The organism is Hymenobacter taeanensis (assembly GCF_013137895.1).
Classification (GTDB): domain Bacteria; phylum Bacteroidota; class Bacteroidia; order Cytophagales; family Hymenobacteraceae; genus Hymenobacter; species Hymenobacter taeanensis.
The window spans coordinates 2359639-2385994 of the sequence record NZ_CP053538.1; the positions used below are offsets into that span (position 1 = coordinate 2359639).

Annotated in this window: 23 protein-coding genes; 10 read left to right on the top strand and 13 right to left on the bottom strand. The window is 56.8% G+C overall.

The window, feature by feature from the left end:
• The first annotated feature begins 3 nt into the window (after window positions 1–3).
• From mreC to HMJ29_RS10060, 5 genes are all read left to right on the top strand, one after another.
• The gene (mreC, locus tag HMJ29_RS10040) at window positions 4–930 is read left to right on the top strand and encodes a rod shape-determining protein MreC (protein WP_171591349.1); all 927 of its coding nucleotides are present in this window, start codon (window positions 4–6) and stop codon (window positions 928–930) included.
• On the top strand, window positions 927–1460 hold the full coding sequence (locus tag HMJ29_RS10045; protein ID WP_171591350.1) for a hypothetical protein: 534 nt from the start codon (window positions 927–929) through the stop codon (window positions 1458–1460). The genes mreC and HMJ29_RS10045 overlap by 4 nt, the downstream gene beginning before the upstream one ends.
• A 215-nt stretch (window positions 1461–1675) precedes the next feature.
• Entirely contained in the window at window positions 1676–3514 is a 1839-nt protein-coding gene (mrdA, locus tag HMJ29_RS10050; RefSeq protein WP_171591351.1) for a penicillin-binding protein 2, read from the top strand.
• An 82-nt stretch (window positions 3515–3596) separates the two neighbouring features.
• Window positions 3597–4892: a rod shape-determining protein RodA gene (gene rodA / locus HMJ29_RS10055; RefSeq protein ID WP_171591352.1), complete on the top strand. Its 1296-nt coding sequence runs from the start codon at window positions 3597–3599 to the stop codon at window positions 4890–4892.
• Between the two features lie 69 nt (window positions 4893–4961).
• The gene (locus HMJ29_RS10060; protein WP_171591353.1) at window positions 4962–6371 is read left to right on the top strand and encodes a hypothetical protein; all 1410 of its coding nucleotides are present in this window, start codon (window positions 4962–4964) and stop codon (window positions 6369–6371) included.
• 29 nt (window positions 6372–6400) lie between these two features.
• On the opposite strand, the gene HMJ29_RS10065 is transcribed toward HMJ29_RS10060, so the two are convergent.
• A complete protein-coding gene (locus tag HMJ29_RS10065; RefSeq protein WP_171591354.1) occupies window positions 6401–7549 on the bottom strand; it encodes a DUF8457 domain-containing protein in 1149 nt (382 codons plus the stop codon).
• Between the two features lie 34 nt (window positions 7550–7583).
• Here HMJ29_RS10065 and HMJ29_RS10070 point away from each other — a divergent pair, with 34 nt between their 5' ends.
• The 4 genes from HMJ29_RS10070 to recO all read left to right on the top strand — a co-directional run bounded on the left by HMJ29_RS10070 (window position 7584) and on the right by recO (window position 12122).
• On the top strand, window positions 7584–7916 hold the full coding sequence (locus HMJ29_RS10070) for a 2Fe-2S iron-sulfur cluster-binding protein (RefSeq protein ID WP_171591355.1): 333 nt from the start codon (window positions 7584–7586) through the stop codon (window positions 7914–7916).
• A 208-nt stretch (window positions 7917–8124) separates the two neighbouring features.
• Complete coding sequence (locus tag HMJ29_RS10075; protein ID WP_171591356.1) at window positions 8125–8748, top strand: thymidine kinase; 624 nt, start codon at window positions 8125–8127, stop codon at window positions 8746–8748.
• A gap of 148 nt (window positions 8749–8896) precedes the next feature.
• Entirely contained in the window at window positions 8897–11248 is a 2352-nt protein-coding gene (gene porZ / locus HMJ29_RS10080) for a type IX secretion system anionic LPS delivery protein PorZ (protein WP_171591357.1), read from the top strand.
• A 151-nt stretch (window positions 11249–11399) separates the two neighbouring features.
• The gene (gene recO / locus HMJ29_RS10085) at window positions 11400–12122 is read left to right on the top strand and encodes a DNA repair protein RecO (protein WP_171591358.1); all 723 of its coding nucleotides are present in this window, start codon (window positions 11400–11402) and stop codon (window positions 12120–12122) included.
• Between the two features lie 73 nt (window positions 12123–12195).
• Here the strand turns inward: recO and HMJ29_RS10090 are convergent, their stop codons facing one another.
• From HMJ29_RS10090 to HMJ29_RS10115, 6 genes are all read right to left on the bottom strand, one after another.
• Window positions 12196–13146, bottom strand: coding sequence for an FKBP-type peptidyl-prolyl cis-trans isomerase (locus HMJ29_RS10090; protein ID WP_171591359.1), 951 nt, complete (start codon window positions 13144–13146; stop codon window positions 12196–12198).
• A gap of 178 nt (window positions 13147–13324) precedes the next feature.
• A complete protein-coding gene (locus tag HMJ29_RS10095; protein WP_171591360.1) occupies window positions 13325–13822 on the bottom strand; it encodes an FKBP-type peptidyl-prolyl cis-trans isomerase in 498 nt (165 codons plus the stop codon).
• Window positions 13823–13831: 9 nt separating this feature from the next.
• Entirely contained in the window at window positions 13832–14401 is a 570-nt protein-coding gene (locus tag HMJ29_RS10100) for an FKBP-type peptidyl-prolyl cis-trans isomerase (protein ID WP_171591361.1), read from the bottom strand.
• A 53-nt stretch (window positions 14402–14454) separates the two neighbouring features.
• Window positions 14455–14976 carry an FKBP-type peptidyl-prolyl cis-trans isomerase gene (locus HMJ29_RS10105; protein ID WP_171591362.1) on the bottom strand — a complete coding sequence of 174 codons (522 nt, stop codon included), beginning with the start codon at window positions 14974–14976 and terminating at the stop codon, window positions 14455–14457.
• Window positions 14977–15062: 86 nt separating this feature from the next.
• Window positions 15063–16124: an FKBP-type peptidyl-prolyl cis-trans isomerase gene (locus tag HMJ29_RS10110; protein ID WP_171591363.1), complete on the bottom strand. Its 1062-nt coding sequence runs from the start codon at window positions 16122–16124 to the stop codon at window positions 15063–15065.
• 48 nt (window positions 16125–16172) lie between these two features.
• The gene (locus tag HMJ29_RS10115; RefSeq protein WP_171591364.1) at window positions 16173–17216 is read right to left on the bottom strand and encodes a DHH family phosphoesterase; all 1044 of its coding nucleotides are present in this window, start codon (window positions 17214–17216) and stop codon (window positions 16173–16175) included.
• A 373-nt stretch (window positions 17217–17589) separates the two neighbouring features.
• Between HMJ29_RS10115 and HMJ29_RS10120 the strand changes: the two genes are divergently transcribed.
• Window positions 17590–18009 (top strand): nucleoside-diphosphate kinase, encoded by a 420-nt coding sequence (locus tag HMJ29_RS10120; RefSeq protein ID WP_135432762.1) that lies wholly within the window; start codon window positions 17590–17592, stop codon window positions 18007–18009.
• 468 nt (window positions 18010–18477) lie between these two features.
• On the opposite strand, the gene HMJ29_RS10125 is transcribed toward HMJ29_RS10120, so the two are convergent.
• The 6 genes from HMJ29_RS10125 to HMJ29_RS10150 all read right to left on the bottom strand — a co-directional run bounded on the left by HMJ29_RS10125 (window position 18478) and on the right by HMJ29_RS10150 (window position 26277).
• A complete protein-coding gene (locus tag HMJ29_RS10125) occupies window positions 18478–19767 on the bottom strand; it encodes a nucleoside permease (protein ID WP_171591365.1) in 1290 nt (429 codons plus the stop codon).
• 204 nt (window positions 19768–19971) lie between these two features.
• The gene (locus tag HMJ29_RS10130) at window positions 19972–20580 is read right to left on the bottom strand and encodes a superoxide dismutase (RefSeq protein ID WP_216634107.1); all 609 of its coding nucleotides are present in this window, start codon (window positions 20578–20580) and stop codon (window positions 19972–19974) included.
• A 146-nt stretch (window positions 20581–20726) separates the two neighbouring features.
• Window positions 20727–21173: a nucleoside deaminase gene (locus HMJ29_RS10135; protein WP_171591366.1), complete on the bottom strand. Its 447-nt coding sequence runs from the start codon at window positions 21171–21173 to the stop codon at window positions 20727–20729.
• Window positions 21174–21311: 138 nt separating this feature from the next.
• Window positions 21312–21875 carry a hypothetical protein gene (locus HMJ29_RS10140; RefSeq protein ID WP_171591367.1) on the bottom strand — a complete coding sequence of 188 codons (564 nt, stop codon included), beginning with the start codon at window positions 21873–21875 and terminating at the stop codon, window positions 21312–21314.
• A gap of 116 nt (window positions 21876–21991) precedes the next feature.
• Complete coding sequence (locus tag HMJ29_RS10145) at window positions 21992–22453, bottom strand: hypothetical protein (RefSeq protein WP_171591368.1); 462 nt, start codon at window positions 22451–22453, stop codon at window positions 21992–21994.
• A gap of 287 nt (window positions 22454–22740) precedes the next feature.
• A complete protein-coding gene (locus HMJ29_RS10150) occupies window positions 22741–26277 on the bottom strand; it encodes an ABC transporter permease/M1 family aminopeptidase (protein WP_244678680.1) in 3537 nt (1178 codons plus the stop codon).
• Window positions 26278–26356 lie beyond the last annotated feature (79 nt).

Sequence of the window (26356 nt, forward strand, 5' to 3'; positions counted from 1 at the left end):
CTCATGGGTAACCTGTTCGCCTTTCTGTTTCGCTACCGGGGTATCCTCGTGTTTGCGCTGCTGGAGGTGCTGAGCTTGTTTCTGCTGGTGCGCAACAGCTCTTATCAGCGGGCGGCCTTCTTTAACTCTGCCAACAGCTACGTAGGCCAGGTGCTTGACCTGCGCACGCGTATCTACGACTACTTCCGCTTGGTGGAGGTAAACCACGAGTTGGTGAAGGAGAATGCTCTGCTGCGTCAGCAGCTCTACCGGCCCGACCTGAGTACCCGGGAAGCCGACTCACTTCCCATCAAGAAAGATAGCCTTACCCAGGCCCGCTTGGCCCTGCTGGGTCGCCCCGATTCGCTGCTGCTAGGCCTACGCCAGCTTCCTACCCGCGACCCCGATTACCCCCTGATTCCGGCCCGGGTGGTGAGTAATACCCAGCGTCGGGTAGATAACTTCCTGACCCTGAATGTTGGCAGCCTGGATGGGGTGCGACCCGGAATGGGTGTGGTAGCTGCCGCCGGGGTGGTGGGCCGGGTACTGGTAAGTAGTGAGCATTATGCTACCATCACCTCAGTGCTGCACTCCAAAACGGCTATATCATCCCGCATCCAGCGCGATGGCACCATTGGCACCATCCGGTGGCTCGGCGAAGACCCCGCTTATGTGCTGCTCGACAACATTCCGCGCCAGAATAAGCTGGTGCGGGGCGATACCGTAGTAACCTCCGGCTACAACGCAGTATTCCCGGAAGGCGTGATGGTGGGTACAATTGAGTCTTTCGTGAAGGAGCCCGATAAAAACTTCTGGACGATTAAGGTGCGGCTGGCGGTTAACTTCTCCAACCTGGCCTACGTGTACGTGGTGAACAGCCGCCCCAAAATTGAGCGCGATACCCTGGAAGCCCGCGCCGGCGTGAAACCCGAAACCGACGATCAGCCATGAGTGGAGTAGGAACCATTCTGTTGCAGATACTGCGCTTTGCGTTGTACGCCGGCCTCTACGTGCTGCTCATCAGTGGGCCCGACTTTGTGCTGTTCAATCTGGGCTGGTGTTTTTTCTACCTGGGCTTCCTGTTGTTTCTGCCCATTGGTACGCCCATTGTGGTGCAGCTTCTGCTGGGGTTTGGGCTGGGCTACACCATGGATGTATTCTTTGACTCGGGTGGAGTGCATGCCGCCGCCGCAGTGCTAGTGGCCTACCTGCGCCCCTGGGTGCTGCGCCTGCTCACCCCCCGCGATGGCTACGACTCTCAGGATTCCGTGAACATCCACCAGATGGGCGGGCAGTGGGTAATTGTGTACCTGCTGCTGCTGGTGGCTATTCACCATACTGCCTTTTTCCTGCTGGAGCTCGGGAGTTTTCAGGTGCTAGGCCTCACCTTGGTTAAAATTCTGGTAAGCACACTGTATACCAGCGTTGTATTCCTGATTATTCAGCTCGTGTTCTTCCCTACGCGCCGCCGAAGCCGATAGACTCGGGAACTTGCGTGCCACCGGAATGCTTTGTACAAACTCCGCAGTACGGGTTGTGAAAGGTAGAGCCAAGGGCAGTCTGGGAGCCAGCCCTCTCTGAGCAGGAAGGTAGCTGTTGCTTTCTGAGGGTAGAGACTGGTGGAGGCAGTCATTCGTTGTACCTTTGCAAATCCGGCCGTAGAGCCGTAAGTGCTTACTTCTCAGAATCCACCGCTTTGCAATACCTCGAAGGCCGCAAATACGTGGTCCACGCCATTTTTCTGGCTGTGGCGCTGCTCTTCGCGGCACGCCTTTTCTACATTCAGGTTCTGGACGGCAGCTACAAGCTCGCCGCCGACCGCAATACTTTGCAGCGCATTGTGCAGGCACCCTATCGGGGGCTCATCTATGACCGCAAAGACCAGATTCTGGTGCAGAACACCCCGGTGTATGACCTGATGGTGGTGCCGCGTGAGGTGAAGAAGCTCGATACTCTTCGCTTCTGCGAGCTGCTGCAGCTACCTCTTGAGGAAGTGCGGGGAGCTATGAAGGCCGCGCGCGCTTACAGCCGGGTAAAGGCCTCGCCGCTGGTGCAAAACCTAAGCACTCCTGAGCTGGCCGCCATCCAGGATAACCTCATTGACTTTCCGGGTTTTAGCATTAAGGCCCGCATGGCTCGCTCTTACAACACCAAGAACCTGGCGCACGCCCTGGGCTATGTGGGAGCCATTACCCCGGCCTTTCTGGAGAAGCCTAAATTCTCTAAGTACATGGCCGGCGAATTCCTGGGCATTACGGGGCTAGAGTCTTTTTATGAGTCTCAGCTGATGGGCCGCCGGGGCGTGCAGTACCGTATGGTAAATGTGCGGGGTATTGAAAAGGGCGCCTTCCGGGGCGGCGAGTTCGATACGCTTTCCATTGCGGGCCAAGACCTGCACCTGAGCATCGACTCCGACCTACAGGCCTACGCGGAGCAGCTTATGGCAGGCAAGCGCGGCTCAGTAGTAGCTCTTGATCCTAAAACCGGCGAAATATTGGCGTTTGTGTCGGCGCCCATGTTTGATCCTTCCACGCTCTCGGGCAAGGGTATGGGCAACCGGTACATGGATTTGCTCAATAACCCTGAGCGCCCGTTGTTCAACCGCCCCCTGATGGCTACCTACCCGCCGGGCTCCACCTTTAAGCTCGTGAATGAGCTGGTGGCCTTGCAAATGGGCGTAGTAACGCCGCAAACAGGGTTTGACTGCAATTGGAGGCTGGTGCGCTGCACCCACCGCCACGAGTACCCCAGTAACGTGGGCATTGCCATAAAAAACAGCTGCAACCCCTATTTCTACCAGGTAATGCGCGCCGCCGTACTGCGCGGGCGTTCCACCAATCGTTTCGAAGATGCCCGCCTGGGCTTGGGAGAGTGGCGGCGTAAGGTGATGCAGTTTGGCTTGGGTGAAAAGCTGGGCGTAGACTTGTCGCAGGAGAAAAAGGGCCTGATTCCTTCACCGGAGTTTTACGATAAGCGCAACGGCTACCACCGCTGGAGCTACCGCACGGTGTACTCGCTCAGCATTGGGCAGGGCGAGATTGGTATTACAGGCCTACAGATGGCGAACATCATGGCTACCATTGCCAACCGGGGCTGGTACTATACTCCGCACTTTGTGAAGGGGATTGGGCAGGGCGGGCCACTGCCCCAGTATACCGTGCGCCATACGGTGGGTGTAGACCCTATTCATTTTGATGAGATTATTCCGGGCATGCAGGGCGTGGTAGATGGCCGCGGCGGTACGGGCAGCAATGCCAGCCTGCTGGATGTTGGCATTTCGGTGGCCGGCAAAACCGGTACCGTGCAAAACCCCCACGGCGACGACCACGCCACCTTTGCCGCCTTTGCCCCGGCCGAAGACCCTAAAATTGCTATTGCCGTGTTCATTGAAAATGCTGGTTTTGGTGGTAGCTCCGCGGCTCCGCTGGCAGCCTTGGTTATGGAAAAATACCTGCGCGGCAACGTGGCCCCCTGGCGCAAGCGGTGGGAAGGTTGGCTTCCTGGTCCGGCAGAAAGATTTGTAAAACACCATTAATTGTTGATCTGAGCGAGAAAATAGGCCACTACCTGGCCTAATACCTCCGGTTTCTGCTCACGTTCAGAAAAACAAACCAACTATGTCCACTTCTCCCGCCAGATATTCGCGTAGCATTGACTGGGTGACGGTTCTGCTTTACCTGCTGATGGTAGGAGTGGGGTGGGTGAGCGTATACGCCGCCAGCTACTCGCCCGATGTGCCCAACCCGTTCAGCCACCTGAGCTTCCAGGAGCTAATGGCGTTTAACTGGTTCAAGCAAATCCTCTGGATCGGGACGGCAGTAGTACTGATTGTGGTGCTCCTAGTTATCGACTACAAAGCCTACGACACCTTTGCCTTTGTGCTCTACGGGGCCATGATTCTGCTGCTTATCGTCACGCCTTTCATTGCCAGGCCTATTGCTGGCTCCCGCTCGTGGCTGGAGCTCGGGCCCGTGCGCCTGCAGCCCGCCGAGTTTGCCAAGTTTATTACGGCCCTGGCCGTGTCGCGCTACATGGCGGGTATCAACCTACGCCAGCAAAATTTCCGCGACCAGCTGGTACTGGCTGGCCTCACGCTGCTGCCGCCACTGCTTATCATTGCCGCTAATGAAACGGGCCAGGCCCTGGTGTTTGGGGCCTTTCTGCTGGCGTACTTCCGGGAAGGCATGTCGCCGTTGATACTGCTCATTCTGGCGGCGGCGGGCGTAGTGCTTATCCTCTCATTGCTGGTGCCTAAGCTTTGGCTGGTAGGAAGCTTTACCGCTATTCTGGTGCTGGTATTTGCCTTTAATACCAAGGTGTTTCGGCATTATCTGGTGCTGGCCTTATCAGTGTGGGCAGTGGTGGTAGGAATGGTGTTTGGGGTAGATTTCTTCTTCAACAATGTGCTCCAGGCCCACCAGCGCAAGCGAATTGAGGTGCTCATCAACCCCTCCGCCGACCCCCTGGGCGTGGGCTGGAACGTAACGCAGTCTAAAATTGCCATCGGGTCGGGGGGCTTTGCCGGCAAAGGCTTCCTGCAAGGCACCCAAACCAAGTTCGACTTCGTGCCGGAGCAAAGCACCGACTTTATTTTCTGCACCGTTGGCGAAGAATGGGGCTGGGTTGGTACCACCGTAGTCATCATCCTGTTTATGACCTTGCTGGGGCGAATATTATACGTGGCAGAGCGCCAGAAATCGGTTTTTGGGCGCACGTATGGATACTGCGTAGCCAGCATTATCTTCTTTCACTTCTGCGTTAATATCGGCATGACGATAGGCCTGGCGCCGGTAGTAGGTATTCCGCTGCCGTTCTTCAGCTACGGCGGCTCTTCGCTGTGGTCGTTTACCACGCTGCTGTTCATTCTGTTGGCTATTGATGCCTACCGCAAGCAGGATTTAGAACGCTATTAGGCCTTTGCGGTGCGCTAAGTGCTGCTGCCCGCGGTTCATAATCCGGGGCATTTCTGCGTACTTGGAGCCGTGATTTCGTCGTCGGCCTACCGCCTTGTTGCTCCTGCCCCCGCCGCTTTGCACCCCAGCAGCCGGGTGCCAGCCTGGGTGTGGGCGGGGGTAGCAGCCATGCACGTGCTGTTTCTGGCCTGGCAGCTTTATCACCAGCACCCGCAATTTCCCGATTCAGACCGGTACCTGGAGGCGGCCCGTAACTTGCGTGAAGCAGGAGTGCTTTATGCCAGGCCTTTAACGCAGCTGCCCCTGCAGCCCCAGGAGTATTCTATCCGGCCGCCCGGGTATCCCGCCGTGCTAGCCTTGCTGGGGGCGCCGGGGCAGCAGGTGCCCGTGGTACTCTTAGTGCTGCAAAACCTGCTGAGCTTCCTCAATCTAAGCCTGATGCTCCGGTGGGTGGCCCGGCATAGCGTGCTAGGGAGCCGGGCAAAATGGGGCGCCGTATTGCTGCTGACGGTGGCAGCTCCCGCGCAAGGTATTTACGCCAATGTGCTAATGAGCGAGCTGCTGCTGCAAACGGCCGTGGTAGTGTTGGCACTGGGCCTGCTGGGGTTCAGCAAAACGGGCCGCGTAAGCTATGGGATGGGGGCGGCGGTAGCTGCTGCCGCTGCTTTACTTATTAAGCCGGTTTTTTACCCCTTTGCCTTAGTGTTTCTGCTGCTGAGCTGCTGGAGCGCATGGCGGCAAAAACGGCCCTGGCTGCTGGCGCTAGGCCTGATACCTGTGTTGGTGGCCGGCGCCTGGCAGTGGCGCAACCTAGAGCGCACGGGGTACTGGCACTTCTCCAGCATTGCTGAAATAAACCTACTGCGCTACAATGTGCGGGCCGTGTTGCAATACACGGAAGGCGCTGAGGCGGCCGAACAGTTTCTGGATACCACTATTGCCGCCGCTGAGCACCAACCTTCATTTGCAGCGCAGCAGCGCTATATTCAGCGGCAAAGTCAGGTGGCTCTGCAGCGCCACGCGGTGGCTTACTCCCTATTGCACTTGCAGGGTATGGGGAATTTCTTTCTTGACCCTGGCCGGTTTGACATAGTGTACTTTTTCGGGTTGCCACAGCCCAAATCAGGCTTGCTGAGCCAGTTTAGCCAGCAAGGGTATAGCGGCGTAGGCCACTATTTGCGGCAGCTCCCGCTGGGGTTGCTGGCAGTGCTGCTGGCAGTGGCACTAGCTAACGCCGGGCGGCTGCTATTGGCGCTACGTTTCGCCCTGAACCGGGCTTACCCACTGCAGGAGCGGTTGCTGCTGCTGGGGCTGGTGCTGTATGTGGCAGTTCTTACGGGGCCATTGGGCGCTTCCCGGTTCGTAGTGCCCGTATTGCCCCTGTTACTCGCGGCAGCAGCGCTAGGTCTGTCTCGCCCCCAAACGGCTAATAACAGAAGCACTAAAAAGCCCTTGTCGCGTAGCGGCAAGGGCTTATAAAGCGGGCCTGAGCCGCTTGTTAAGCTGTTTTAAGCAAACTTACGGTCAATGAGTTTCAAAAGCTTGTTTACGTGCTCTTCCTTCCGCGACCAGTTGTATTGAGCGGCCAGGTTTTCATTCACGTAGCGCTTCGCCGATTCAGCGTTGGGCAGGGTATCCAGGTGTTGAATCACCGAGTGGTACTCCATGTTTTCGCCATTAAACAGCTCATTGATAAAGCTAAAGCGCTGGTTGATGGAAATGGCCTCGCGCAGCGTTTCTACTTTAGGGGCTTTTTCAGCTAAGGAAGCGGCCCCGGTACGCTCCTGGCGCAGGGTCTCGCTTAGGGAAGGAGCTGTGGACTGCTCGGCTTGGAGCTTAGCATAGAGCGGTACGGCAGTAGGAGCAGCACTCTGCGGCGCTGAGCGAGGCTCCGCAACCGGGGCTGGCTGGGGCTCCGGCGCTGGCGGGGTAGCTTGCACTACAGGTGGAGTTGGAGCAGGTGCAGCGGCTGGCGCCTCTGGGGCGCTGGCAGGCTGGGCAGGTGCCGGGTCTTGGCTCTGCGGTGCCTCCTCGTTCAAATCATCTTCGGAGAGCGGCAGCAGCTCGTTGAACTCTTGCACAACGGCAGCCAGCACCTGCTGATCCTGGGGGTGTGACTGCACGTAGAGACGGAAGCGGCTCAGTAGGTAATCGCGCTCTTGTACATCTTCTGCCGGCAGCGTATCGAGGAAGCCCGCGAACAAAGACTTGTGCATATCCAGGTAGCGGAGCGTGTCGCGGAGGGTGGCTGGGGCAGCCGAAGCCTGCTCGCCCAGCAGCTTCTGCGCAAATATGGCAGCCGGATCAATGCAGCCTAGAAGCGTGTCGCAGATGGCTTGCGCCAGCAGGGGCTCAAACACGGGCCGGCTCAGCTTAATGCGCCGCGAGAGCACATTCATGAATTGTGTAAGGGCCTGGCGCACCTGGGCATCCTCAAAGTCAAAGTAGGGGCTCCGCAGGTTACCCATCTCCGCCATCCACTGGCCTAGCAGCTGTTGCACCACAAACAGGTTCACCTGCCGAATGGGCGTAAAGCGCAGTACGGCCGGGCCGTCGAGCGTGGCCGTAGGGCGGGCTCCGAAGTGCTGGTCGCAGAGTAGAGCCGCTAACAGCCGCCCGTATTGTTCGCGCTTGGCGAGACTATATTTGTTGTTCATTGAAAGCCTGATTCAACGGGCAATTTAGGGAAAGATGCCCACTCTAACAGTTCAAAATCTGCCCGCAGCCCCAGTATTAGTGCCGCCCGGCGCTACGCTGCTGGCCGCATTACAAGCCGCCGGCCACGACTGGATGCACGCCTGCGGGGCCAAGGGCCGTTGCACTACGTGCCGGGTGCACGTGCTCAGCGGAGCCGACCTGCTAACGCCGCCCTCCGACGCAGAGTTGCGTTACCGCGCCCTGGGCCGGCTCTTGCCCACTGAGCGCCTCACCTGCCAAACGCGCCTGCCCGCCGGCAACGTGGTAGGCCGCGTGCCTGAGCCAGTACAGCTGCCCCACGTTACGTACCTCCCCGACCAGGCCTAGAACTAGCTGCCGAAAAGCTAGGCCACGCAGACGGTTGATATCAGGCTGAGGGCAAGTGGCTTGGCAGCGCAACTAGGTAAGCTACTTGCCCGCTGCCCCCGGAAAATGGCGCCGTTGGCTTTGAGGCTAGCGGCTGAAAGCTGTACTTTAGAGGTTATGAAGCACGCGTCAGGCTCCTGATGCTTGCCCACTACTAACTGACAAGTCTGTGTTTATTGAACCCCGCGTTGGTACGGGTCCGGGCGTAGCTCGCCGGGGCTGGATTGAAGTTGTGTGCGGCTCCATGTTTTCGGGTAAAACTGAAGAACTGATTCGCCGTCTTAACCGCGCAAAAATTGCCCGTCAGCGGGTAGAGATATTCAAGCCGGCGCTGGATACCCGTTACCACGTGGAGGATGTGGTGTCGCACAACGCCAACAGCATCCGCTCTACGCCGGTGCCTATTGCCCAGGAAATGCTCCTGCTGGCCGGTGGCTGCGACGTGGTAGGCATTGATGAGGCCCAGTTCTTTGATGAGTCATTGGTAGAGGTGTGCGTGCAGCTGGCCAACCAGGGCACCCGCGTAATTGTGGCCGGTCTGGATATGGACTTTCTGGGCAAGCCCTTTGGGCCCATGCCGGCCCTTATGGCCGTAGCTGAGTTTGTGACCAAGGTGCACGCCATCTGTGTGTGCTGCGGCGAAATTGCGTCCTACTCGTTCCGGGTTGCTGCTTCCGAAGACAAGATTCTGCTGGGGGAAACCGACGCGTACGAAGCCCGCTGCCGCTACTGCTTTCAGGAGGGCATGAAGGAGAAAACCACCGAGCCCGTAGCCAAGGCCGCCGTACGCTAGGCCAGTGCACGGCGCGTGCAGCAGCACACGGCGCAAAAGTGGCCAAGCGCAGCGCGGAGCCTGCTATTGGAGCCAATTGGCTGCCTGCACTAAAGGCGGCGGCGCGTCGTTACCTTGCTGATTCTTTACGGGTCGCAACTACCTGCCCATGATTCTACTAGTACGCCTGCACCGGGTAGTAATCAGCCTGGTCTTTTTGCTGATAACAGTTACTGCAGCGCTAGGCCAGGCAACGGCGGGCTTCGGCGACTGGCAACTGCATCTGCCCATTAACCGGGCCAAGGCCCTGGCCGATGTTGGTAACCGCGTGTACGTTGCTACCGAAGATGCTTTCTTCTATTTTGACAAGGAGCTAACCACTACCCGGCTGCTCTCCCGCCGCGACGGATTGCATGATGTTGGGGTGAGTACCCTGGCCTACGATTCCGTGACTCAGCAGGTAGTAGTGGCCTACCGCTCTGGTAACCTTGATCTGCTGCGCTTGTCTGATGGGGCCATTCTCAACCTGAATGATATTGCCCGCAAGGAGCTGCCGGGAGCCAAAACTATCAACCAAATCAGCATCAACAACAAAACGGCTTACCTGGCGTGCAGCTTCGGGATAGTGGCGGTTGATTTGGTTAAGCTCGAAATTCGGGACTCGTACACCAATATTGGGCCAGGCGGTACGGTTGTGGAAGTGTACTCCACAGCTGCCGCCAACGGCGTGCTGGTTGCCGCCACCTCGGCCGGGGTGCTGCGGGCCCGCCTCACCGACAACCTACTCGACTACCGCGTTTGGGTTACTGATTTTGCCCCGCGCGCCGGTAGCCCTTTCCGGACCCTGGGCACCCACAACGGCGTAGTGTACCTGGGCATAAACGGCGACCAGCTTTATGGCTATAACCCCAGCCAGCCGGCACAGGGGTGGCGGCCCGTAGCGGGAGTAACTGCGGTTGAGTTTCGGCAGCTGGCTTCCTCACGGGCTGGGTTGCTGGTAACGGATAACCAGAAGGTAGTGGTGCTAAATCCGGCTACCGGCGTTGTAACCACCACGCTACGCCCGGCGCTACTCCAAAACCCACGGGCGGCTTTGCGCGCGAAAGATGGCCGCTATTACCTCGCCGACTTTGCCAATGGGCTTCTGCGAGTGTCAGCCGATGGCCAACAAGCCGAGCAGTTCATCACCAACGCCCCCGCCAGTACCAAGTCGTATAGCGTGCTGGCCGACGCTCGTACCAATACGGTAGATATTTTCAGTGGTGCCTACGGCGACCGATACCTGCAGGAGCGCAGTCAGCTGGGTTTTTATGAGTACACTCAGGGGCAGTGGACCAACATCAGCTCCGCAACGCTTACAGGGGCTCAGTACCCCAACCTGCTTGACCCGGTTCGCGGCACCCGTACCCCCGATGGTACGCTGTATGTGGCCAGCTACGGCAACGGACTGCTGGAATGGAAGGGCCCCGGTAATTTCCGGCTGTTTAACCCCACTGCGGGCCTGCCCAACCCATTGCGCAGTACCATTGCTGATCCTTCGTACACCCGCGTGACCGACGTGGCCACCGCCCCCGATGGCAAGGTGTGGGTGGTGAACCGCCATCAGTTGGTAGGCCTCTCGGGCCTGTTTGTGTTTGACCCCGCAGTTAGCACCTGGGCTACTGTGCCCTACTTCAGTGGCAGCGAAAACCTGGAGCGCATCGCATTTGATGACGTGGGGGGCGTGTGGTTGTCGAGGGCGCGGGCTCCTACCGGTACCACCCTGGGCATAGTGGCCTACAACCTCGAAACTCGTACCACGCGCTCCTTCTTGGAGAGTGACGGACTACCCTCCGGAGAAATTTACGACGTAGTGAAAGACCGGCGTGGTGATATTTGGGTGGCTACCATTAAAGGACCCGCCGTTTTTAATGACCCCATCTCCGCCTTCGACCCCAGCAGTGGCTTAGTCTTCCAAACGCCGTTCGTTCGGCGGGGCGAGGGTACCGGGTTTGCGGCCCTGCGTGATGAAGCCGTGCGCGCCATTGCCGTGGATGGCGGCAACCGCAAGTGGTTTGCCACCGACCGGGGCCTGTGGCTGTTTAACGAGGATGCCACCGAGGCCCTGGAGCATTTCACCACCGCCAACAGCCCCTTACCCTCCGACCGCGTGGTGGATGTGGAGGTAAACGATAAAACCGGCGAGGTCTTCGTGGCCACCGATGCCGGCGTAGTGGCCTACCGCGGCTCGGCTACCGTCACGGAGGGTAAACCCAGCTGCGCCAAAGTGTCGCCGAACCCGGTGCGCACCAATTTAACCGGGCAGGTCGGTATCTCGGGCCTGGCCAACAACGCGCAGGTTAAAATCACGGACGTGACGGGCAAGCTGGTGTACCAAACCCGCGCCAGCGGGGGCACCCTGGTCTGGAATCTAACCGACTACAACGGCCGCAAGGTGCAGTCGGGTGTGTACCTGGTTCTCTCCTCAGATGCCGATGGCAAGAACGGCTGCATCAGCAAAGTAGCCGTGGTAGAAAAGTAGGTTGGCTGCCTTATAGTGGCCTACGAGCTGTTTTCGGGGAACGGGTGGGGTAGCGCCGCTTGTTCCTACTCTCTAGGCCAGTAGCGAGTCAGTGTGGCTGCTCCGCCCGCTTTTCCGTACTAAAGACGACGTACCTTCAGTCCTTTACCACATGCTAATCAAGACCCGCGGTATAGTTCTCAACTTCATCCGTTACCGCGAAACCAGCATCATCGCCCGCATCTATACGGAGCGGTTGGGGCTGCAGAGCTACCTCGTGAACGGTGTGCGTAAGGCCAAACCGCCGGGCCGCATTGCGCTCTTTCAGCCTTTCACCATGCTTGATCTGGTGGCCTACACCTCTCGGCAGGGCGGCATTACGCGCCTCTCAGAGTACCGGTGCGCCGAGCCCTTCCGGACGCTGCCCTACGACGTGCGCAAGAGCAGCATTGCTCTGTTTCTCTCGGAGGTAGTGAGCCGCGTGCTGCTGGAGGAAGAAGAAAACGAGCCACTCTTCAGCTTTCTGCATGATTCCATTCTGGCCTTCGACCGGCAGGAGGAGGGGTTTGAGAACTTCGCGCTGGTATTCCTGCTGCAACTCAGCCAGTACTTAGGGTTCGGGCCCGAAACCGGGGAGCAAATTACCTCGCAGGTGGCTTTCGGAGCCGAGGTGCCCGGCTCCATTACCGGGCATGGCCCCACGGTACTGCACTTCCAGGAGTTTGAGCAGTACTTTGACGCCTTACTCCGTGCCCCCGCCACCGCTGAAATCCCGAACGGCCGCGTACGGCGGGAACTGCTGGGTGTGCTCATTCGCTACTACCAGCTGCACGTAGAGCGCCTCGGCGACGTCCGCTCCCTGTCCGTCCTTTCGGAGGTGCTGGCAGAGCTGTAAAGAAGCTATACTGCCAACTAAAAAGCCCTGCTGAGGCATACTCAGCAGGGCTTTTTAGTTGGCAGGCTCACTGTTATTTAACGTTTACCAGCTCCACATCAAAGCGCAGAATAGCGTTGGGTGGTATGTCGCCGCCTGCTCCGCGGGGGCCGTAGGCCAGGGAAGAAGGGATAAGGAGCACCGCTTTGCTGCCTTTATTGAGGAGAGCAATTCCCTGGTCCCAACCCGGAATAACCCGGCCCTGGCCGAGCGGAAACTCAATGGGCTGGTTGCCATTCCGCTCCGATGAATCAAAGACCTTACCGTCTAGCAGCATGCCTTTATATAGCACCGCTACCGTTTGGCCAGGCTGGGGCTTCGCACCCGTGCTGGGCTTCGTGATGACGTAGTACACACCGCCCGGCGCTTTCACCCCTTTCAGCTTGTTCTGCTTGAGGTAGGCCTGAATGCGGGCGTCTTCTTTTATCAGCAGTTCCGCGGCCTGTTGCTTTTGCTTTTCCTGGGCCTGGCGCATCATCTCCTGCGCCTCCTGCATAGCCGCTTCCTGGGTCTGAATCTTATCTACTTTGGCTAGCACCACCAGGGTGTTGCCAGCCTTCCGGATGAAGGGCGGCACCGGCTGGCGGAAAGACTTCGCAAATACGGTATCGGCGTTAAAGCGAAACACGGCGGAGTCGCCGGGTTGCAACAGGGCTACGGCCTCCTCAATACCACCCAGCTGGGCGCGGCGCACCGTATCAAGCGGTACTCTGGCGGGCTGCCCCCCTGGCTGTTGGCGGGAGCTCATGAGTACCGAGTCTTTGCCGGTACGAAACTCCATGTGCAGGCTAATGATTTGCCCAATGCGGCTGGCATAGGTAGGGTCGCCGGTAGGGGCCTGGGCCGCCCGCCGCACGTACTTACCGTTTTCACGGTGATAGATGCGGTACTCAACGCCGGAGCGGAGTCGGTTAAAGCTATTTGGGTCGCCCTGGAAGGACATCAGCGCCGCCAAACCCAGCAGGGCAGGCCAGGCAGTGCGCATACGTGAGAAGGAAAGCATAGAAAGTAAATAAGGCAACAGGCATTCAGAAATGCCTGTTGCAATGCAAAAAAGTAATCGAGCAAAGGCGCAGGAGCTCTAGCTCTAGGTCTCGTAGGGTGTGCAAAGCTTGGCCCCGCCGTCTGCGTAACACAGATCAACGGGGCCAATACGTAGAAGGCTATTTAACCTTCAGAATTTCTACTTCAAATACCAGATCTGTTTGGGGAGGTATTAGGTAGCGGCGGTCGTCATCGGGGTCCCTGACCCCTTTCGCCGCGTAGGCCAGTCGGGCCGGAACCCAGATGCGGGCTCGGCTACCTTCTGGTAGCAGCTGCAAAGCCTCATCCCAGCCCTTGATTACTTCTCCGCGGCCAACCCTGATTTTCAGCGGGCCTCCTTGTTTCACTGAGGCATCAAAGACGTGACCATCAGGCAGAAAGCCTGTGTAGTGCACCGTAACCTTATCCCCGGCTCGGGCCGTGGGACCGGTACCCGGCTGCCGTACCGTATAGCGCAGCCCCGATTGGGTTTGCGTAGCCCGGGCCAGTAGGCTGTCGGTGGGCGCCTGAGCTGGTGTGGTAGGTAGTGACTGCTGGCCTAACACTGGGCTCACGGCTGCCGCTGCTCCCAAGAGCAGCGTGAGGCGCAAGTACCAGTGGCGAGGAAGGTAGGCCATGTAACGGGCTTATTTAACGTCGGTTATTTCCAGGTCAAACAGCAAAGGCGTGTTTGGCGGTATACTGGTCCCACTCCCGGCAGAGCCGTACGCTAAATTTGAGGGAACGAGTAACAGTTTACGGTCACCTTTCCGCATCAGTAGTACAGCCTCCTCCCAGCCCTGAATAACGCTATTTGCACCCGCGGTGAAATTTAAGCAGCCACATGCAGTGCGGTTGTTGCTGGAGTTATCAAATTCTACTCCATCATTGGCTTCACCAATAAACTTGCCCACATACACAGTGGTGACTTTCTGACCGGCCTTGATCAGTGCGTTCGAGGCAGGACCTTCCTTCACGTTAATCAGATAAAGCCCGGTAGAAGTACGTGTGTAAGAGGAACCGGTGATGTTATGACGGGTCAGGTAAGCCTGGATGCTGGCCTCGTCAGCTGCCTTTTGCTGCTCAAGTAACTTTTCAGTTTGTTTGGCAATGCTGCCTTTAGAATCGCAGGCTGAAAGAACCGGCGCGGCAACCAATAGCAGGGCAGCCAAACGGAGCAATAGGGTGGAACGAGTCAGGGAAAATACGTTACGCATGGGGTGAAGCAGAAAATATGAGCGAGACCAAAAACCAGTTCGCCGTCCTGAAATTACTTAATATCCACCAGCTCTACATCAAAGCGCAATACCGTATTGGGCGCAATAGGGCCAACACCGTAGGCGCCGTAAGCCAGGCCGGAGGGGATAAGCAGGGTAGCCTTGGCGCCCTTATTGAGGAGGGCAATGCCTTCATCCCACCCCCGAATTACTTCACCCTGACCAATCTTGAAGCTGAAGGGCGCGTTGTTGCGATTAGTTGTAGAGTCAAACACCTTTCCATCGAGGGTAGTGCCTGTGTAAAGCACTGAAACGGTTTGACCTTTGGTTGGTAGTGCACCTGTGCCAGGTGTAGTCATAACCACATACAAACCCGAGGCTTGGCGTTGAGCCGTTAGGTTGTTGGCGGCGATGTAAGACTTTAAAATCTCTTCGTCGCGCGCGGAGTAGTCAGTAGTGTCTAGGGCCGGATCGTTGCTCTTCATGCAGGAAGACAGCATGGGAGCCGTTAGCGAGAAGAACAAGACCAGCAGCAAAGCAGGCCGAAAAGCAGAAAACAATAGGTGCTTGCGCATGGTGAAAAAGGCTGTCAAAGTGGAGATACAAAAACCCCCGGCCCGGTTGCACCGGACCGGGGGTATTGTCAAAACCGATCCGTGGGTTACCGGCCTTGCTGCTGCTGCTGCATTTGCTGCATCTGCTCAATCTGGCGCTGGATGTCTGCCTGGCTGGGCTGACCTGCCGCCTGAGCCGGGGCATTTTTTACGTCTACCAGCTCCACATCGAAACGCAGAACGGCATCGGCCGGAATGTTGGCACCCGCGCCGCGCTGCCCGTAGGCCAACGACGAAGGAATAAGAATGGTCGCTTTCGAGCCCTTGTTTAAGAGGGGAATTGCGCGGTCCCAGCCCGGAATCACCTGGCCTACGCCAATGGGGAATTCAATTGGGCGGCCACCGTTGCCTTTGGCTGAAGAGTCAAACTCTTTACCATCTAGCAAGGTGCCTTTGTACTGCACCGATACAATCTGGCCAGCCTTAGGCTTAGCGCCCGTGCCTGGCTGCGTTACTACGTAGTATACGCCTGAAGTGTCTTTCTGGGCCTTCAGGTTATTCTTCTTGATGTAGTCCTGCAGCAATACATCGTCTTTCTTGAGCTGCTGCTTGGCGTACATCTGCATTTTCTGCTGCTGCTCTACCTGCATTTTCTGCACGTCGGCCATAGCCTCATCGCGAGTCTGGATCTTATCCACTTTCACGAACATGGTCATGGTCTTACCGGCCTTCTTCATGAAAGGCGGCACCGGCTGGCGGAACGACTTAGCGAAGATGGTATCAACGTTGAAGCGGAACACGGCGGAGTCGCCGGGCTGCAACAGGGAAATTGCTTCCTCCAGGCCACCCTTTTGGGCTTTCCGTACGGAGTCAAGCGGTACGCGTACTGGAAAACCCATCTGCTGCTTGCGCGAGTTGAACAGCACCGAGTCTTTGCCGGTGCGGTACTCCACGTGCAGGGCCATGATCTTGCCAATCCGGTCTTTATAGGTAGCATCACCTTCCGCATTGATGTCGCGGGAGTCGTATTTGCCACCTTCGTTTTTGAATACTTTGTACTCGATGCCCGACTTGGTTTTGGCGAAGTCGCCACCGCCCTTGTTGCAGGAAGCGAGGCCCAGAACACCGGCAGCAAGGGCCAGGCTCAGAAAGTTGCGTTGGAAGAGCATGAAAGGGGTTAGGGGGTTAGACAAACTATGCGGCCAAGTTACGCCGAATTATGCCGTTGGCGGTACCACCGCCAATGGAGCTGTAACCAGATCAGTCTGGTATTGCGGCAAGAGGCCCAAAAAGCGCTCTACCGTATTATTTAGGGGAGTATGGCTGATGCCGCCCGCCGCGTTATGATGGCCACCACCATCAAAGTGACGGCGCGAAAACTCACTCACGGAGAAGTCGCCGACGGAGCGGAAAGAGATTTTGATGGCCTGGCCGCGGTCAATGAATACGGCCGCAAATACAATACCCTCAATGCTAAGGGCAAAGTTCACTAACCCTTCGGTATCGCCGGTTTTAGAGTGGTACTGACGCAGCTCATCGGCCGTAATAGCAATGTAGGCAGTATTGTACTCACGCAGTACCACTAGCTTATCCTTCAGCACGAAGCCCAGGAAGCGCAACCGCTCCTCAGAGTGGGAGTCATAGATGCGGCGGTGTACGTCAGATAGGTTAATGCCGGCGTTGAGCAGCTCGGCAATAATGAGGTGCACATTGCGCGAGGTGCTGGGGTGGCGGAACGAGCCCGTATCCGTCATGATACCCGCGTACAGGCATTCGCCAATACCGGTGTCAATGAGGTCCTGGTCGCCCAGGTCCCGGATTACCTCAAATACCAGCTCGGCCGTGGCTGCTGCTTTGGAGTTGGAATAATCAAGGTCGGCAAAGGCCTCAGGCTCTTGGTGGTGGTCGATGAGCACTTTGGTACCAGGTGCCTGCCGGACGTACTCGCCCAGCTCGCTGATGCGGCCCAGGCAGGAGAAGTCAAGACAAAAAAGCACTTCGGCCGTGCCAATGATTTCACGCACCTGCGCATCGTTTCGGCGCGGTTCGTACACCACTACGTCGTCGTTGCCGGGCATCCAGGCCAGAAAGCTCGGATAATCAGAGGGCGTGACAACCGTAACGGAGTGACCTTTCTTGCGAAGGTAGCCCGCCAGGCCGAGGGAGGAGCCCAGCGCGTCGGCGTCGGGCTTGTGGTGTGTGGTGATGAAAATCTGCCGGGGCTGCGCTAGCAGCTCCTTCAGTTCAGATATTGTGGACATTGCCTACGGGGTAGGTGACTGAAATTCGGTCGGTTAGGCCGCGTACAAAGACGGCAAAAGTCGGAAATAATCTGGGTATCAACAAAACCAGCCTCAGATTGGTGCATTTAGCTGGCCGTTAACTCCGAAGCTGCCTGGCCCAGGAGGGCCAGCAGTACCTTCTGCACAAAATGCAGAAGCAGTAGCGCCGCCATAAGGTTCAATAATCAGGAGTGGTTCGCAAGCGGCTTGCCTGAGGGGAAGTGGGCCAGACCCCGGCGAAATCTATCTGAGCTTCATCACACCAAATAAAACGGCTACTTTTGCGGCCGCAAACTTTACGTTCTGCAACCTCACCCGATTTACTTTCAACCCCAAACTTTAGCCCTTTCATATGGCCACCAACCGCACGTTCACGATGATTAAGCCCGACGCTACCCAGGAAAACCACATTGGTGGTATCCTGAGCATGATCGAAGAGGGTGGTTTCCGCATCGTATCGCTGAAAAAAGTACGTCTGACTCCTGAGCGTGCTGGCAAATTCTACGAGGTACACGCTGAGCGCCCCTTCTACGGCGACCTAGTGAAGTACATGTCTTCGGGCCCCATTGTAGCGGCTATTCTGGAGAAGGACAACGCCGTTGCTGACTTCCGCACCCTGATTGGCGCTACCAACCCAGCTCAAGCTGCTGAAGGCACCATCCGTAAGAAATACGCCAAAAGCATTGAGGCTAACGCCGTACACGGTTCTGACTCTGATGAAAATGCTCAGATTGAAGGAGATTTCTTCTTCTCAGCCGACGAGCAGTTCTAATCGAAATAGCTGGTTATATTGCGCAAAAAGCCGCCCTGCATGTAGCAGGGCGGCTTTTTGTTTATACTGATTTTGTGCCAGGTTTATACCTGTTTTATACTAAACAGCCTAGCCATGTGTATCGCAGCCGATGTATGTAGGCTTTTTGCTTATGGCAAATTTTGGCTCTTTGCGGTTGTAAATAGCAGCTAAGGCATTGGTGCACGCAGCAGCCCTGTCAAGCTGGGATGAGCTTGCGCGGCAGCACGCCAAAGTTATTATGGAACCAAGCTACCGGACCGGCAGAAAATAGCTGGAAGTCTGGAAGTATCAACCTAGCCGGTCCAGACGAGGGGGCGGGGCGAGAGAGTAGCGGGTTATGTTGAGGTCATACTTCCTCGAAGAAAAGGAGAAAAACGGCTGCGCCGCCCGCCCCACCATCTTGGCGGAGTGGGCGGCGCAGGTAGGCTCGCTGAGTAGAAAGGCGGATTACGCTTGCTCTACCGACAAGAGCTGCTCCGATGGCTCGGCGTCTGCTAGCTCTTGTGGGTTGTGCTTGTGTTTGAAGAGGATAATAAACAGCACCGCAATAACCAGAGCATAAGCCGCAAACGTCAGCCAGATGCTGTGCCAGTCTTTGGTTACACCATCGGCGGCGGTGAAGTAATTCTGGATTACTAGGCCACTCACGGAGCTGCCTAGCACTGCACCAAAGCCGTTGGTCATCATCATGAACAAGCCCTGCGCGCTGGCCCGAATAGAGGCCGACGTCTGGGTTTCGACAAACAGAGAGCCCGAGATGTTAAAGAAGTCAAAGGCCATGCCGTACACGATGCAGGACAGGATAATCATCCAGAGGCCCGTGCCTGGGTCACCGAAGGCGAACAGACCGAAGCGCAGCACCCAGGCAATCATGCTGAAGAACATCACTTGCTTGATGCCAAAGCGGCGCAGGAAAAACGGAATAGCCAAGATAAAGAGCGTTTCCGAAATTTGCGAGATAGACATGATAATGGCCGGATATCGCACGGCCAGCGTGTTCTGGTAAGCCGGCACTTTGTCGAAGTCGTGCAGGAAAGTGTCGCCGTAGGCATTGGTGAGCTGCAGGGCAGCTCCTAGCAGCAACGCAAACAGGAAGAAGGTAAGCATCTTGGTGTCGCGCAACAGCGCAAACGACTTCAGGCCCAGCGCATCAATCAACGAGCGACTGGGGGTATCCTTGGAGGGCGGTGGACACTTGGGTAGGGTAAACGAGTATAGGCCTAGCAGAATGGCTGCGCCGGCCGCCACATAAAATTGGTTGGCCGATTTCTCAAAGCCCAGGAGGCTCACCGTCCACATGGCTACAATGAAGCCAATGGTACCCCACACCCGGATAGGTGGGTAATCTTTCACTACATCGGCGCCTTCCCGCTTCAGTACTGAGTAGGATACGGCAATGGAAAGCGCCAGCGTGGGCATATAGAAAATCATGTTCAGGAGTATCACCCAAAAGAACATGCTAGGATCGGCCACCATCGGGATGGTAAAGAGAACCACACCACCCAGAATATGTAGTATCCCGTAGAGCTTTTCGGCATTTACCCACTTATCGGCCACAATACCCATGAGGGAGGGCATAAAGATGGAAGCAATACCCATGGTGGAGAAGATAGCTCCAAACTGAGCCCCCGACCACTGCTTGGTCTGAAACCAGTACGCGCCGATGGTTATCAGCCACGAGCCCCAGATAAAAAACTGTAAAAAGCTCAGAATAATGAGACGCAGCTTCGTACTCATGTACATGCGGATGGAAAAGTGGGGGGACAGAATTTAGAACCTAAAGATACAAGAAATCTTTCCCGCCTAAGTGCGTAGGCCAGTGGGTGCCGGCCCGGAGTGGCCTAGCCATATGGCCAAGTTTTTAAGCGAAGACCTAGACAAACAAAAAGCCCTTCTGCACTAGGCAAAAGGGCTTTTCAAAAGAATTGAAGGAGCTAACGACTAGCTGGCTTCAGCGAAGCGGCGGTTTACTTCTTCCCAGTTGATGGCGTTATAGAAGGCCGCAATGTAGTCGGGGCGGCGGTTCTGATACTTGAGGTAGTAGGCGTGCTCCCACACATCGAGGCCTAGTACGGGCGTGCCTTTGCAGCCGGTGTCGGGCATGAGGGGGTTGTCCTGGTTAGGCGTAGAGCAGATTTGCACCGAGCCATCGGCCTGCTTGCAGAGCCATGCCCAACCCGAGCCGAAGCGGGTAGTAGCCGCCTTAGTGAATTCTTCCTTGAACTTCTCGTAGCTGCCGAAAGCCTTCGTGATGGCTTCGCCAATGGCGCCCGTGGGCTCACCGCCACCGTTGGGACCCAGGATGGTCCAGAACAGGGAGTGGTTCCAGTGGCCACCACCGTTGTTGCGCACCGCAGCCGGAGCGGCCGCAATGTTGTGCATCAGCTCCTCCAGTGACTTACCTTCCAGCTCAGTGCCGGCAATGGCATTGTTGAGGTTAGTTACGTAGGCCTGGTGGTGCTTGGTATGGTGAATTTCCATCGTCTGCGCATCAATATGCGGCTCCAGAGCATTGTAAGCGTAGGGCAGTTGGGGCAGTTCGAAAGCCATGATTGGAATGTGTTTTTGAGGTGGAATGAGAGACAACTTCTGTTGCCTGGCCTAGCACTCCCGAAGAAGTGGTGACCGGGCGTCAGGATATAACCGCTGCAACCTGCTTAGGGTTACGAACGCGGCCAAAAGTAGCCGATTACTGGTTACCTCCGCTTCCGGGCAAAGAAATCTTGCATGAGCGCTCCACTCTCATCGGCCAGAATACCCGTAACCAGTTCTGATTTGGGGTGCAGCAGGTTGCCGTGGCGGCGGAAGCCAAACTTGGGCTCGGAGGCGCCATACACTACGCGCTTCACTTGAGCCCAGGCAGTAGCGCCCGCGCACATCACGCAGGGCTCTACCGTAACGTAAAGCGTGCACTCTTGCAGGTATTTGTTGCCGAGATGGTTGGCAGCAGAGGTGAGAGCCAGCATTTCGGCGTGAGCCGTTACGTCGCGCAGCTTCTCCGTTTGGTTGTAAGCCCGCGCAATGATTTGCCGGTCCATCACGACTACGGCACCAATGGGAATTTCTTCCTCCTCGAACGCATACCGGGCCTGCTTGAGCGCCTCTCGCATGTACTGCTCGTCAGAATAAAGAGAAAGGGTCATGGCTGTTGAGAGTTAATTGATGAAGATAGGAGGTGAATAGTGAGGAGGAATAGCAGGCTGCTAGGCCAGCGCATAGTGTGCAAAGCGGTTACCACTTCATCACCTCATTACTACTTACCTGATCACCTCACCACCCTATTACTTCATGTTGATGCTGGCCATTACCTCCTGGGCAATGGGCTGCCACTGGCGCTGCTCCTCCGCCGGGGCATCAAACGTGAATATAAACAGCTGGTCGCCCTCAATGGCGTACTGCACCAGCTGATACTTCCGGATGGGCGCCAGGTTGCCGCCGCGGCGGTTATCGGTTACCGTCGACACAAACTCCAGCATGATAAAGTCACGCTTATTAATCGTGCGGATGTCTTCCTGCAGAAACTCCACTTTGGAGTACATGTTCTGAATGCTGGCTTTGTATACTTTCAGCAGCAGGGCATAATCTCGGTTGCTGAAGGTGGTGGGCTTTTGCGCTACGCTAAGGTCCACGCGGCCATTGGGGTTGCTGAATACGGCCAGCGGTTTACGTGGGGAGGGGTACTTGGCGGCAATACCATCATCGGGCAGGGGCTGAAACCCCTCGGGCACACCCACTGAAATATTTTTGGTGACGGCTGTTTTCTTCAGCTTGGGGCCGGCAAAGGCCAGCAAAGCCCCCAGCACTAGCAGAAACGGGGCAGCCCGGAAAAACTGTAATACTTTCATTAAGCAGGAGTAACGCATGATTCTGAAATGTGCCCTAGGCCACTCAGGCCGCGGTCAATAAAGCAAAGCTCCGAAACCAGAACGATTTCGGAGCTGCAGAAGGTGCCACGAGTGGCCTAGCGGCGCTTTTTAGAAGCCGCCTGAGAGGGGTATTTAATGTTGACCTTCTTCCAGTACACATAGTTGCCGGTTTTGGCCTCAACCAAGTAGGAGCCCGCCGGAATACGGCCCAAATCAACGGGAGCACCGGTGTTGTTCTGCGGATCGAGGGCCGTAGTGTACACGGGTACTTTCTTGTAATTGGTCATCACCAGCGTACCAGGCACAGTGAACTGCTGCGTGAAGCTGAGCATAATGCGCTGCCCATCAGAGGTCGGGAAAATATCAATACCGGAAAGCGTTTCTACGCGCTTGATGGGGCCATTCAGCGTAACTGGCTCGGCCACGGCTTCTGATTTGGTCTTTACTTCTGTGCCGTTAGCAGTCTTGATTTTAGTTTTAACCTTACCGGGCGAAGTCTGCGCCTGTGCGGTAGAAAAAGCCAGCAGAGCGGCGGCGAAGAAAACGATGCGTTTCATGTGCAAAAGAAAACTAACGGAATAGCGAAAAAAGCAGTGTCTGAAGGGCCCTTTGCAGAATCCGGGCCAACTTTAGCGGCTTGGGCTGGCAAAGCTTTCTGGCTTAAAGGTAGTAAAGCTATACTTGGCTCTGCTTTCGTAAAAAAGCCCAGCCAGTAACGGCTGGGCTTGTGTATACGGTGTGCAGCGCAAGAACTTTTGTTGGCAATAGGCCCGCCATGCTGGGCAAGGGGAAAGCATAACGCGCTTGTGGCTGATTGCCGGAACGCCTGGGCCGCTCCACTTACTTACCCTTTCTTCTCCTCCGGCGCCTTCACGTTATCGTTGGGGTTGCGGTCAATGAGCTTGTTGTAGGGGTCGATGCCAACGCGGTCTGGCTTCTCGGGCACGGTGAATTCCAGGCGGTTTCGGCCGGGTAACAGGCGGCGCTTTTGTACCATTAGCGGGACATCCTGCCACTCGCCCTTTATTTTTTTGCGGCCCATTACGCCCACATCAATAAAGTCGCGGGCTTTAAGGTCGGCAGTTTCGTTGCCCAGGGAGTCGGCGTAAAGCTTCTTGGTATCTACGGTGAACTGCACGCGATACTGCCCATTCGGGAGCTTGCGGTAAGTGGCCGAGTCAACCTTGTTCTCATAGAGCGTGATGCGCTCAAACAGGTCTGTCACCACGTATTGCAGCGAGTCGGGGGTGTGCTTGCGCATCACATCCAGAAATTCCACTGAGTTAGTAAAGGGCGGGTGCTGGTAGGCCACCTTGTCGTGGTACTCCTTGAGGGCGCTATTTACGGCGGCCTCGCCCAGGTAATCCTGGAGCGCATACATCACGAGGGAGCCCTTGCGGTAATGGATGTAGGGCTGGTTTTCTACCAGGTACAGCGGCACCTCCTTCTTGCGCTCCGTGGCACGGCCCGAGAGGTAGGAGTTTAGCTCAAATTTGAGGAAACGCTTCATTTTCTCCTCGCCGTAAATGTGCTTCATCACCATCAGGGCGCCGTACTGGCTCAGGGTTTCCGACATGAGCGTACCGCCCTGCACGTTGCCGCTCACAATCTGATGGCCAAACCACTGGTGAGCCACCTCGTGAGCCGTTACGTAGAGCGGGTAGTCAATGTCCTCAGGGTCCAGAGAATCTACGTGGGCCACAAAACCGATGCTTTCTGAGAACGGAATGGTGTTGGGGAAGCTCTGCGCGAAGCTATTGTAGCCGGGAAACTCCAGAATGCGCACTTGCCGGTGCTGGTAGGGGCCAAAGTTAGCCGTGTAGTACTCCAGAGCCTTTTTTACGCCCGTGGCCATGCGCTTGAGGTTGTACTCGTGGCCGGGCTGGTAGTAAATCTCAATGGGTATGTTGTTCCAGTGGTCTTTGTACACCTGGTAGCGGGCCGACTGGAAGGAGTAGAAGTTGAGGATGGGCGCGTCCATTTTATACTGGAAGTAGCGGCGGCCATCTTTGGTCCACTCGTTCTGCAGGTAGCCAGGGGCAATGGCAATCTGGTCGGGGGAGGTGCTGAGCGTAGCTTCAAACCGAATCCAGTCGCCGTCGCTGCTGATGTAGTTGCGCATGCGGGCCGCGGAGTCGTTCACGGAGGCCATGCGCGGCTTGGGCTGCAGGCCCTGCTCTTTGCGCACATCATCGTCGCCGAGCTCGTAGGCCTCCTGGTAGCCGATGCGCGGCAGCTGAAAGTTGTTGACGAAGGTGCCATTGTACACCACGCTGGTGTTGGAGCCACTGTTCTGGAAGCCGGGGTTGGTGTAGGCCAGGTCGAAGTTCAACTGCACGGAGTCGCCGGGTTGCAGGGGCTGAGTTAGGCGCACAATCCGGAAGTCCAGTTCGTCTAGTTTATCATGAAGCACCTCTTTGCCGGGGCGCGCCAACGTGAGTTGCTTAATATCAGCCTTACCGTCGCTGAGAATCTGCACCGAGTCAATGGGCTGGCCGCTGCGGTTGAGCAGCCAGTAGGAGCCGCGGTACCGAATGTCGCGCTCTGCCGGGAACATGTCCACATTCAGGTTTACCGCCACCACGCGGGGCTGCGGCCGTTTGGCGTAGCGCTTATAGGTTTTTTCGTAGCCTGCCTGCAGCTTCTGCTGTTGGGCAGTGGTGCTGTACGTGTTCAGCACGTTGGTATTATAGAAGATGAAGGCCCCCAGGCCTGCAAACGCCAGCAGTGCCACGCCCGCCAGCACGCGCAAGCCCGGCGAGAAGCTGGATTTCAGCTGCTGCCAGCGCCACGAAAAGCGGGTTTCGGTGCCTCTGGGCCACAGCAGGCTGCTGGCCAGCGCCAGCAACACCGCAAATGCCGCCCAATACAGTTTAAAGGTGAAGTAGGGCAGCACAAAGTGGCCGAAGCCATTCATGGCCGAGTACTGCACGCCGGGGTCAGAGTTGTAGCTATACAGGTTGTGCTCCAGGCCTAGCTGCCCTTTAAAGATGTTGAACAGGTAGTATAGAATCATGATGAAGTGCCCCATGAACTTGTTGTTCACGAGCACCTGCACCAGCATGGCCAGCACGCACAGCAAGAGCATATCAATGAGCTGGAAGCCGAACAGATACTTCACGTACACATCCAGCTCATAGCGGAAGTAGCCCATGCCGGTTTGCAGCAAGATTCCGCAGAGCATCACCAAGGCCAGCAGCAGCACCTGAATCAGCATCAGAGCCCCCAGCTTGGCCACGAATGGTACCCAGCTGGGCATGGGCATGGCATCGTAAATCTGATGAACGTTTGAGTCCCGTTCGCGCCACACCAGCTCACCGGAGTAAAACGTGATGATAATGAGCTGGAACAAGGCAAACGTACCTACCAGCAGCTGCACCACCACCGGCGTAACCGGGTAGGTATTGGTACCATAAATCTTGCCCACCTGCAAGCCCGAAATCAGCAGGAACAGCAGCCCAGCCCCCAGAATACCAATGAAGTACACGCTGCGGATGGTGCTGAAAAACTCCAGCCGGAGCAAACGCCCCAATTGGGCCCAGGCCAGGCTAGGGGTAAAACGCGGCGTTACAAAGGGCAGCTGCAGTGACGTAGGCCGGGCTGCCACTCCCAGCGCCGCTTTGGGCCGCGAGCCGGAAGCTCCTTTGTTAGCGAAGGAAAACTGGAAAAAGACATAACACGCCACCAGGGTCAGGAGGGCTGCGCCAACCCACAGCAGGCGGTTTTGCACCATGTAGGTGTTCCAGGAGAGCAGCTGCGTATTGCGCTCCGCTACCGTCCAGTAACGCTGGGTCAGGTCGATGGCGCTGGCACCCAGCGGGTCCAGTAGGTTCTTGAGTGTTTCGTTATCAAGGTTTTGCCGTAGGCCAGCGCTTATAGAGTAGAGCACCAGAAACAGCACGCCACCCAGGTAAATGGCCAGCGCCGAGCGTGAGAGCGTAGCGCCCGTGAAGAAAATAGCGCCCGTCAGAAACAGGTTGGGAATGACAATGAGCAGGTAAGGCTGCAGGTACGTGGCCAGGTGGTTCGGCCCCAGCTTAGCGGGCAGCATCGTAGGCCAGTAGGTGGCCAGCCACAGGCCCAGCGCCGCACCCAGGAAAATGCCCACCGTTACAACGAACGAGCCCAGAAAGCGCCCACCGAGGTAACCCAACTTAGTAATGGGGGTGGTGTAGTAGAGCGAGTGGGTGCGGTGCTCAAAATCACGATACACCGGCGTGCCCATCATGGAGGAGGTGATGAAGCTGCCGAACAAGCTCATCACCATCAGGATGGCCGTAATCTGATAGGGCGAGTTGGCCAGCACCCGGCCGCCCCCGCCGCCTACTGTTACGTTGGCGCCAAACACGCCGCCCACCGCCAGCATGAGCAGAAAGGCCATGGCAGTCAGTAGGAAGAAGTAGATATACGTGGCCGGTCGTTTGAGCCGGTAGCGTATCTCAAAAAGGAATATTTCTCGA

What these genes read in the sequence shown, in the direction of transcription:
- HMJ29_RS10100 (WP_171591361.1), bottom strand. Translation starts at nt 14,401, where the DNA reads ATGCGTAACGTATTTTCCCTGACTCGTTCCACCCTATTGCTCCGTTTG.
- HMJ29_RS10110 (WP_171591363.1), bottom strand. Translation starts at nt 16,124, where the DNA reads ATGCTCTTCCAACGCAACTTTCTGAGCCTGGCCCTTGCTGCCGGTGTT.
- HMJ29_RS10145 (WP_171591368.1), bottom strand. Translation starts at nt 22,453, where the DNA reads ATGAAACGCATCGTTTTCTTCGCCGCCGCTCTGCTGGCTTTTTCTACC.
- rodA (WP_171591352.1), top strand. Translation starts at nt 3,597, where the DNA reads ATGTCCACTTCTCCCGCCAGATATTCGCGTAGCATTGACTGGGTGACG.
- recO (WP_171591358.1), top strand. Translation starts at nt 11,400, where the DNA reads ATGCTAATCAAGACCCGCGGTATAGTTCTCAACTTCATCCGTTACCGC.
- HMJ29_RS10130 (WP_216634107.1), bottom strand. Translation starts at nt 20,580, where the DNA reads ATGGCTTTCGAACTGCCCCAACTGCCCTACGCTTACAATGCTCTGGAG.
- HMJ29_RS10105 (WP_171591362.1), bottom strand. Translation starts at nt 14,976, where the DNA reads ATGCGCAAGCACCTATTGTTTTCTGCTTTTCGGCCTGCTTTGCTGCTG.
- mreC (WP_171591349.1), top strand. Translation starts at nt 4, where the DNA reads ATGGGTAACCTGTTCGCCTTTCTGTTTCGCTACCGGGGTATCCTCGTG.
- HMJ29_RS10140 (WP_171591367.1), bottom strand. Translation starts at nt 21,875, where the DNA reads ATGAAAGTATTACAGTTTTTCCGGGCTGCCCCGTTTCTGCTAGTGCTG.
- HMJ29_RS10090 (WP_171591359.1), bottom strand. Translation starts at nt 13,146, where the DNA reads ATGCGCACTGCCTGGCCTGCCCTGCTGGGTTTGGCGGCGCTGATGTCC.
- HMJ29_RS10065 (WP_171591354.1), bottom strand. Translation starts at nt 7,549, where the DNA reads ATGAACAACAAATATAGTCTCGCCAAGCGCGAACAATACGGGCGGCTG.
- HMJ29_RS10150 (WP_244678680.1), bottom strand. Translation starts at nt 26,277, where the DNA reads ATGGCCTTTCTGCTCATGCTGGCGGTGGGCGGCGTGTTTGGCGCCAAC.
- HMJ29_RS10125 (WP_171591365.1), bottom strand. Translation starts at nt 19,767, where the DNA reads ATGAGTACGAAGCTGCGTCTCATTATTCTGAGCTTTTTACAGTTTTTT.
- HMJ29_RS10135 (WP_171591366.1), bottom strand. Translation starts at nt 21,173, where the DNA reads ATGACCCTTTCTCTTTATTCTGACGAGCAGTACATGCGAGAGGCGCTC.
- HMJ29_RS10095 (WP_171591360.1), bottom strand. Translation starts at nt 13,822, where the DNA reads ATGGCCTACCTTCCTCGCCACTGGTACTTGCGCCTCACGCTGCTCTTG.
- HMJ29_RS10070 (WP_171591355.1), top strand. Translation starts at nt 7,584, where the DNA reads ATGCCCACTCTAACAGTTCAAAATCTGCCCGCAGCCCCAGTATTAGTG.
- porZ (WP_171591357.1), top strand. Translation starts at nt 8,897, where the DNA reads ATGATTCTACTAGTACGCCTGCACCGGGTAGTAATCAGCCTGGTCTTT.
- HMJ29_RS10115 (WP_171591364.1), bottom strand. Translation starts at nt 17,216, where the DNA reads ATGTCCACAATATCTGAACTGAAGGAGCTGCTAGCGCAGCCCCGGCAG.
- HMJ29_RS10045 (WP_171591350.1), top strand. Translation starts at nt 927, where the DNA reads ATGAGTGGAGTAGGAACCATTCTGTTGCAGATACTGCGCTTTGCGTTG.
- HMJ29_RS10120 (WP_135432762.1), top strand. Translation starts at nt 17,590, where the DNA reads ATGGCCACCAACCGCACGTTCACGATGATTAAGCCCGACGCTACCCAG.